At 36.2% G+C, this 268-nt stretch carries 1 protein-coding gene; it reads left to right on the top strand.

Features of this window, described 5'->3' with window-relative positions:
* The coding region (locus tag SB756_RS30695; protein WP_410913319.1) for a DUF1722 domain-containing protein at positions 1 to 268 on the top strand (268 nt) is incomplete at both ends.

Consider the following 268-nt stretch of genomic DNA (forward strand, 5'->3'; position numbering starts at 1 on the left):
GTAAAAGAACCATTAAGTGTTCATCACTTAACGCAATTCCATGCAAAGCATAAGTATTTATTAATGGCACACAATTACCAAGCTTATCGAGAGCTTGGCAAGTTACTTGGAACCTACGCTGGTGATGATATAAACGCATTGGCTGATGAATACATTTTAGGCTTAATGACAGGGCTTAAAAAACCTGCATCTCGTCGTAATAACTGTAATACGTTAATGCATTTACAAGGTTACTTTAAAAAAGACCTTGCTAAGGTAGAAAAGCAAG

The sequence above is a fragment of the Pseudomonas sp. SIMBA_068 genome (assembly GCF_046534705.1).
In the GTDB taxonomy this organism is placed as follows: domain Bacteria; phylum Pseudomonadota; class Gammaproteobacteria; order Pseudomonadales; family Pseudomonadaceae; genus Aquipseudomonas; species Aquipseudomonas putida.